The organism is Sulfuritalea sp. (assembly GCF_017302275.1).
Classification (GTDB): domain Bacteria; phylum Pseudomonadota; class Gammaproteobacteria; order Burkholderiales; family Rhodocyclaceae; genus Sulfuritalea.
On the sequence record NZ_JAFLDR010000020.1, the window covers coordinates 68,664 to 75,093 of the forward strand.

Sequence of the window (6,430 nt, forward strand, 5' to 3'; positions counted from 1 at the left end):
GGGATCAGGGCGTCAGCGCCATGCGGATGATCGGGCAGGGCATGTCTTGGCCACCGCACTCGCAGCGATGCACGAGTTGGCGCAAGGCGCCGGCCACCTTGTTCAGTTGCTCGATGCGTGCCTCGATGTTGCGGATCTTGTCGGCGGCGAGGCTGCGCGCCAGGCGGTGGTCGCGGGTGTCGTTGAGCGTCATCAGCTCGGCGATTTCCTCGAGCGTGAAGCCCACGCCCTGGGCGCGCTTGATGAAATTCAGGCGCTCCAGGTGGGCGGCGTCGTAGCGGCGGTAGCCACCGCCTGCGGCGGGTTCCGCCAGCAGGCCGCGACGCTGGTAGTAGCGAACTGTTTCCACGCCGACGCCGGCCTGTTTCGCCAGCGTGCCGATGGTAAACGTCGGGTCCGAAAGTTTTTTCATGGCCACCCCTTGACTCTGTACCAAGGTACGGAGTTTAAACTTCTCCGCAATGAACAACGTCGCCAATCCTGAATCGAGGTCCGCGCAGTCCATCGATCTGCCACTGGCAGGCATGACCTGCGCCGCCTGCGCGGCGCGCATCGAGAAGCAGCTCAACAAGCTGCCTGGGGTCGAGGCGGCGGTCAACTTCGCCACCGAGCGCGCCAGCATTCGCTACTCCGGCGCCGACGTCACCGCCACCAGACTCGTCGAGACCATCCGCAAGACCGGCTTCGAGGTGCCGCCGGCGACGCTGGACATCGCCATCGGCGGCATGACCTGCGCCGCCTGCGCCACCCGCATCGAGAAGCAACTCAACAAGCTCGAAGGCGTCGAGGCGGTGGTCAATCTCGCTGCCGAGCGGGCACATATCCGCTACGTGCCTGGCCAGGCCAGCCCGGAGCAATTGGTGGCGACCGTGGTCAAGACGGGATTTACCGCCACGGTATCGAGCAACGACACACGGGCCGAGGAGAAGGCGCGCAAGCTCGCGGTGTATCGCGACGAGCTGCGCCGCTTCTGGATATCCGCCGCGCTGACCCTTCCGCTGGTGGCGCAGATGGCCTTCATGTTTGGCGCGAATGGAAGTGCTGCGGCGCACGACGATGTGCTGCCGCGCTGGCTGCAACTGCTGCTGGCGACGCCGGTGCAGTTCTGGATCGGCTGGCGCTTTTACGTCGGCGGCTTCAACGCGATCCGCGGCGGCGCCGGCAACATGGACGTGCTCGTCGCGCTCGGCACGACCATGGCCTGGGCCTACAGCGTCGTCGTCACCGTGGCCGACCTGCATCACCACCATGTCTATTTCGAGGCCTCGGCGACGGTGATCACGCTGGTGCTGCTGGGCAAGATCCTCGAGGCCCGGGCCAAGGCCAAGACCTCGTCGGCCATCGAGGCGCTGGCGAAACTGCAGCCGCAGACCGCGCGCGTCGAGCGCAAGGCCGGCGAAGCCGTGCAACTGGTCGACGTGCCGGTGGCGACGCTGATTCCCGGCGACGTTTTCGTGGTCCGTTCCGGTGAAGCAATGCCGGTCGACGGCGAAGTGATCGAAGGAACGTCGTCTGCCAATGAAGCCATGCTGACCGGCGAGAGCCTGCCGGTATCGAAGGCTATCGGCGACCGGGTCTTTGCCGCCACGATCAACGGCGACGGCCTGCTGCGCTGCCGTGCCACCGGTGTCGGCAGCCACACCTTGCTGGCCGGCATCATTCGCCTGGTGGAAGAGGCGCAAGGCTCGAAGGCGCCGGTGCAGCGCCTGGCCGACAAGGTGGCGGCGATCTTCGTGCCGGTGGTGGTGGCCATTGCGTTGCTGACTTTCGTCGCCTGGTGGGCGCTGGCCGGTGATTTCACCCAGGCGCTGGTGAATGCCGTGGCGGTGCTGGTGATCGCCTGCCCCTGCGCGCTGGGCCTGGCGACGCCGACGGCGATCATGGTCGGCACCGGGCAGGGCGCAAAGGCCGGTGTGCTGATCCGCAACGCCGTGGCGCTGGAAATGGCCGAGAAGCTGAAGGTGCTGGTGGTGGACAAGACAGGCACGCTGACCGAGGGACGCCCCGTGGTGACCGAAGTCGAAACAGTCGGCGCTGGCGACACGGCGTTGCTGCAACTTGCGGCCAGCCTCGAACAGGGCTCGACCCATCCGCTCGCAGCGGCCATCGTGGCGCGCGCCAAGGCGGACGGGCTTGCGCTGGCAACGCCGCAGAACGTCGTGACAACAGCCGGTCGCGGCCTTGCCGGCGAGGTCGACAGCCGGCGCGTGCAACTGGGCTCGGTGACCTGGCTGAAGGAGCATGGCCATTCGGCGCCGCAGGCGGACGAACTGGCGCAGGCGGGTCGCAGCGTGGTCGCGGTGGTGGCCGACGATGCCTTGCTCGGCTTCATCGGCATCGCCGATCCGCTGCGTGCCACGTCGCCTGCCGCCGTTGCTCGCCTCGGCCGGCTTGGTGTCGACGTGGTGATGATCACCGGCGACAACGCCGGCACCGCAAAGGCCATTGCGCAGCAGGCCGGAATATCACGCTTTGAAGCCGAGGTACTGCCGGCGGGCAAGGCCGAGGCCGTCAATCGGCTCAAGTCCGGCGGCCGTCTGGTCGGCATGGCCGGCGACGGCATCAACGATGCACCGGCGCTGGCGGCGGCCGACGTCAGCTTCGCCATGGCCGCGGGCTCCGACGTGGCCATGCAGGCGGCGGACGTGACGCTGATGCGCGACGACCTTGGCAGCGTGGCCGACGCCATCTCGCTGTCGCGCGCGACGCTGTCGAAAATCCGGCAGAATCTCTTCTTCGCCTTCATCTACAACGTGCTCGGCATACCGCTCGCGGCGCTGGGCATGTTGAACCCGGTGATCGCCGGCGCGGCGATGGCGGCAAGCTCGGTGTCGGTGGTCAGCAACTCGCTGCTGCTGCGCCGCTGGCAACCCAACAAGGATTGAACATGGAAACGACGACGATCAGGGTAGACGGCATGTCCTGCGGCGGCTGCGTGAAAAGCGTGACCGGCGTGCTCACCGCGCTCGAGGGCGTGGCCAAGGCGGAGGTCTCGCTGGAGCTGAAGCAGGCGGTGGTCGAGTATGACGCCGGGAAGGTGACGCGCGACCGGCTCAAGGCCGTGATCGAGGACGCCGGTTTCGACGCCGCGTAGCGGATACGCGCTTCAGGAATCCCCGCCTTCGCCGACTTTCTTGAAGCAACGCTCGCAAGTCGGCGAACCTTCACGCATGGCGTGGCCGTATTTCCGGCACTGCCGTTCCAGCGCGAACAGCGCGAACGCCGGCCGTTTCATGGCCAGCATGACGATCAGCAGCGTGCCCGCGATGAACGGAAACTGTTCGCCCGTTGCGCCCCCCAACCACTTCATCGTGTAGGGCTGCAGCCACGACGCAGAAAACATGATCACGCCCGCGCCGACCACGAATACCGTGTTGGCGAAGTGTTTCGCTTTGTCCTGAAGTTCCTGTTTCGAAGGTGTCACGGCGGTTTCCTGGCGATGAAGCGCCAGCGGTAAACGGTACGGGTGCCCAGTTTACCGCTGGATGGTGCCAAGGTGGCCTGCCTTGCCTTACTTCAGTCGAAGCGATCCAGGTTCATCACCTTTTTCCAGGCGGCGACGAAGTCATGCGCGAACTTTGCCTTCGCGTCGTGGACCACTTTGCCTTGCTTGTGGTGCGGCCGCTGCCGCTCACCTGCACGGAATTCAGCCTGCCCGAAATGCTGGCGCGGGGGGGCAGCCGGTGAGCAAGGCCGATCTTTCCGAACAGGCCCTGGGCCGGCCGTTCCCGCGCTTCGATCGCAGCATCGATGTCCATGTCAGCAGCATCGGACACAAGCTGGGCCCGTCGGCCACGCTGGCGGACGGGCGTTCCATCATCCAGACGGTGATCCGCAAGGGCCAGCAACTGGTGGCGGGGTGATGGGCCGGCTGTTCTGGAAGGTTTTCCTGGCTTTCCGGCCGGCGCATGTCGTCACCTCGCTGGGTGTCGGTGTCGCGATATGGGCCTTGCGGCCGACCCGGTTCGATGCCGGCGTCGATGATGGCCGGATGGAAAGCCTCGACCTCGGCGAACCGGTCGGCGGAATCGCCGAAGACGTGGGCGTCGAAGCCGAAGCGCTGGGCGTCGACCTGCGGCCTCGGCCTGGCCATTGCGAGAAGCGACATGCAGCCGCATCGGGGAACGGTCGCGGCAGGCAACTGTTTCGGTGGCGGGCTTGTCGTCAGCCTCTACCTGCCGCGCGGCTGAATGGAAAAGTCGGCGCTGGCGGGACGGCGATCATCATCGGGCGGGTGAAATATCCGGGCTAAAGGTTTATCGCAATACTTCGAAGATGGTTTCCGAACGACTGCGCGCGGCCGATGATCTCGTCGGCTGGCGACTTTGGCCGCTGCCTGCCGCTTGCGCAGTTTCAGCCCGATGCGGGCATTCCGGCAGCGATTGCCGCGATCAGTTCTACCCGGTGCTTGACCCCGAGCTTGGCGTAGATCTTCTGCAGGTGGTTGCGTACGGTAGCCGGCGCGAGTCGCAGTTGCTGCGCAATCTGCTTGTGGCTGGCGCCGTCGGCAAAAAGGCCGGCGATGGCGCGCTCGCGTGCGCTCAGGCAATCGAGGCGGCTACCGGGCTGGACGCGCAGCAGCCAGCCCGCGGCCTCGCGTTCCGCGCGCAGGACGTGAATGCCGTCCGGCAAGGGCCAGCGTCCCCCGCGCCTGATCGCATCCAGGCATTCGGCGTCCAGTTGCGTGGTTTGCGGTGCCTGGCCGTTCCAGAACAGGCGGACAAAGGCCGACGTCGTCTGCACCATGGCGCCGCTGGCATCGGCCAGGGCCAGGGGTATTTGGTCGATGCCCAACTGCGGGCTGCGCAACAGCGCCATGCCGCGATTGATCGCCGAGGCCTCGGCCAAATGCGGCGCGAGTTGCTCCAGCAGTTGCAGTTCGTCGGCGGCGAAGCGAGAGCCGTTCTCGTCGCGGACCAGGATCAGCACCGTCATGCCGCGCCCGTCATCGACTGGCACGGCGATGCATATCGAATAGATGAAGCGGAAGCGCGCCAGGTGTTCGCGCAAGGGCGCATGGCGTTCGCCGGCAATGCGTGGATCGTCGATGTCCTGCCGTTGCGCGCGCAACGGGTTGGCCAGCAGCAACGGGCTGAGCGAGTCGAGGTGCTGCACCCGGCTCCAGCTTTCAAGCGTCGCGGCCGGATCGGCAATGCCCTGGAAATGCGCATCGACATATGCCGGCCGGTCGACGAAGGACGTCACCAGCGTGCCGGCATCGAAGGGCAGCCGGGAGCTCAGCCAGGCAAATGCGGCGGCCGCAAAATCCGCGCCGGGCAAGGTGCGCGCCTGGCGGTAAAGACCGGCGAGCTCCGCGGGGCAGGAAAAGGATCGGCTGGGCATGGTGCGCTCTCGACAAGAACGGGACGCCATGCTACAGGATGGGCAGGCCACCTGCCAGAGCCCTCACCCGCCAGAAAACCTTACTGACGCCCCGGGTTCACCACTTCGTTGATTTGCAGCGCGGCGTCCCAGTTGATGCGGCCCGCGCTGGTGTCCTTGACCACGCCAAGCTGTTCGTTGCGCTGGGCCATCATGCCGCCGCCGCTGCCCGCCGCCTGCTGGTCGGTGCGACCGTCGCCGGCACCGCCCGCGGCGCCGACTTTGGCCCCGATCGCGCGTTCAACGCCACGGATCTCGTTGCCGAACTGGCCACTGCGCACGTAGAGCGGGACGCCGCTGCCGCCGCCTTGTGGGTCTTCTACCGGACGATTGATTGGTTCTGTTAGTTTTGTTGGACGACCCCTCCCCAACCCGCCGTCGGCGGCGGGCTTGATCTCGGGCAATTTCGATGGCCCACCCGTCACTACAGTGTCGAACGTCGTGCCTCCCCTGCCGCTCATGGTGGTGCCGCTCGCTGTTCCCGTGATGACGCCAGCGTTGTCGCCACTGCTCACTGGCACCGATACCGACGGCGTTCCCGTTCCTTGTGCTGGCTGTCCTCCGACTGGATTCCCCTGTGAATCGAACATGGATGCCTGCTCGCCGCGACCGGTGACGATTCCGCCACCAAGATCACCGCCCAGTGTGATGTCGCCGTCAGGATTGACCCGCCCGCCGCCGAAGGTATCGGCATGGCGGCCGCCGACCAGATTCTGCTGGCCCTGCAAACGTCCGGCACCCGCCAGTCCTTTGCCGCGCGCGGCTTCCTCCATTGTCGAAAAGCGGTTGGCGAAATCCGGGCCGAAGCCCTTGCCCTTGCCGCCGGGCGAATCGGGGCCGCTCGTATTGATCGTCGGCTTGCCCGGATCACCCTGGATTTCCCCACCGCTCAGGCGGATGCGGCTGGCGTCGAAGGCGGCGGCGCTGGCAGCGCTGCCGCGCGGTGCCGCGGCGCGGTTCGGCACCGATTCATCCGGGCGGCAGACCGGCGCGCCGGTGGCGACGTTCAGTTTGAGCGCGCCGGTGCCCGTGACGCGCGCGCCGCGGC

At 66.6% G+C, this 6,430-nt stretch carries 8 protein-coding genes; 4 read left to right on the forward strand and 4 right to left on the reverse strand.

The window, feature by feature from the left end; all coding sequences use genetic code 11:
• Positions 1-4: 4 nt before the first annotated feature.
• Complete coding sequence (locus J0M27_RS12540) at positions 5-412, reverse strand: MerR family transcriptional regulator (RefSeq protein ID WP_294992019.1); 408 nt, start codon at positions 410-412, stop codon at positions 5-7.
• A gap of 49 nt (positions 413-461) precedes the next feature.
• Here J0M27_RS12540 and J0M27_RS12545 point away from each other — a divergent pair, with 49 nt between their 5' ends.
• A complete protein-coding gene (locus J0M27_RS12545) occupies positions 462-2,885 on the forward strand; it encodes a heavy metal translocating P-type ATPase (protein ID WP_294992022.1) in 2,424 nt (807 codons plus the stop codon).
• Between the two features lie 2 nt (positions 2,886-2,887).
• A complete protein-coding gene (locus tag J0M27_RS12550) occupies positions 2,888-3,094 on the forward strand; it encodes a cation transporter (protein ID WP_294992024.1) in 207 nt (68 codons plus the stop codon).
• A 12-nt stretch (positions 3,095-3,106) separates the two neighbouring features.
• Here J0M27_RS12550 and J0M27_RS12555 read toward each other — a convergent pair whose 3' ends face one another.
• On the reverse strand, positions 3,107-3,424 hold the full coding sequence (locus J0M27_RS12555; RefSeq protein WP_294992027.1) for a hypothetical protein: 318 nt from the start codon (positions 3,422-3,424) through the stop codon (positions 3,107-3,109).
• 259 nt (positions 3,425-3,683) lie between these two features.
• Here J0M27_RS12555 and J0M27_RS12560 point away from each other — a divergent pair, with 259 nt between their 5' ends.
• Both J0M27_RS12560 and J0M27_RS12565 read left to right on the forward strand, forming a co-directional pair.
• Complete coding sequence (locus J0M27_RS12560; protein ID WP_365962711.1) at positions 3,684-3,863, forward strand: hypothetical protein; 180 nt, start codon at positions 3,684-3,686, stop codon at positions 3,861-3,863.
• Positions 3,863-4,252, forward strand: a complete 390-nt coding sequence (locus tag J0M27_RS12565) for a hypothetical protein (protein WP_294992029.1) — start codon at positions 3,863-3,865, stop codon at positions 4,250-4,252. Before J0M27_RS12560 ends, J0M27_RS12565 begins: the two co-directional genes overlap by 1 nt.
• A gap of 101 nt (positions 4,253-4,353) precedes the next feature.
• Here J0M27_RS12565 and J0M27_RS12570 read toward each other — a convergent pair whose 3' ends face one another.
• A complete protein-coding gene (locus tag J0M27_RS12570; protein ID WP_294992031.1) occupies positions 4,354-5,343 on the reverse strand; it encodes a helix-turn-helix transcriptional regulator in 990 nt (329 codons plus the stop codon).
• A gap of 80 nt (positions 5,344-5,423) precedes the next feature.
• Positions 5,424-6,430: hypothetical protein (locus J0M27_RS12575; RefSeq protein ID WP_294992034.1), on the reverse strand; the 1,007-nt coding region annotated here is incomplete at its 5' end.